Raw genomic sequence first — 877 nt, 5'->3', positions numbered from 1 at the left:
TTAATAAACAATACTCATTTCTTTTACTAAAATATTCTTTATATTCATAATTTGGTATTTCTCTTTCCATTAGTTAAAGTCCTTTTGCTAGTTTATCATTAATCAAAATAAATCCTCTATTAAAATCTTCTCCCTTTTTAAAATTATAATTGCCATCGTATCCATAAGGTATTTCTTGAAATGTTTTCATATTTAATTTATATACAAAGTATTTTTTACCATTTATATAAAAACCATAGTTTGTAAAATTAATTCTCTCATCTTCTTTTTTATATTCAATATCAGATATAAAATAAAAATCATAATCTGGTCTTAAATTAATATAGTTATAATTATTTTTAAGAATTAATAATAATCCGCTTGAAATATTTTTATCTATATTAGAAATATATTCATTTGATTCTTTTGATATTACAGCTCCAATATCTGACACTGTAACATCTGTCAATCTAGAATATGTTTGAGTTAACAACGATTTAGTTTTTCTTATATCTTTTGACCAATAAAATGAGGAATTCCAAACATTAGTATTTATACTCGATATACTCATAATATTTGTATATATTGTACCTCTATCTGTGCCATAAGTATGAGTTTTCCATATATTTTGATTATAATATATATTATTATTAATTAAAAAAATATTGGGTATACTGTTTTTTATATATACTAAAGATTTATATGTATTTATAGATAAAAATATTATACAAATTACTAATATAATTTTATTATATTTTTTGTATGATAATAGATTAACAAAAAATAATAAAATAGAAAATTTAACAAGATAAACAGATATAAGAAAATCTGTACCTTCTTTTCTAATAGTATTCATAAATAGTATTGATATTATGAATATTAATATAGAAATTATTAA

General features: G+C 18.9%; 1 pseudogene. It reads right to left on the bottom strand.

Annotated features, from left to right (window positions below):
- Positions 1 to 73: 73 nt before the first annotated feature.
- A pseudogene (locus GQX97_RS12670) lies at positions 74 to 877 on the bottom strand (hypothetical protein); the annotation flags it as partial.

Source organism: Brachyspira sp. SAP_772, assembly GCF_009755885.1.
GTDB lineage: Bacteria > Spirochaetota > Brachyspiria > Brachyspirales > Brachyspiraceae > Brachyspira.
This window is presented reverse-complemented; position numbering and strand designations above follow the sequence as displayed.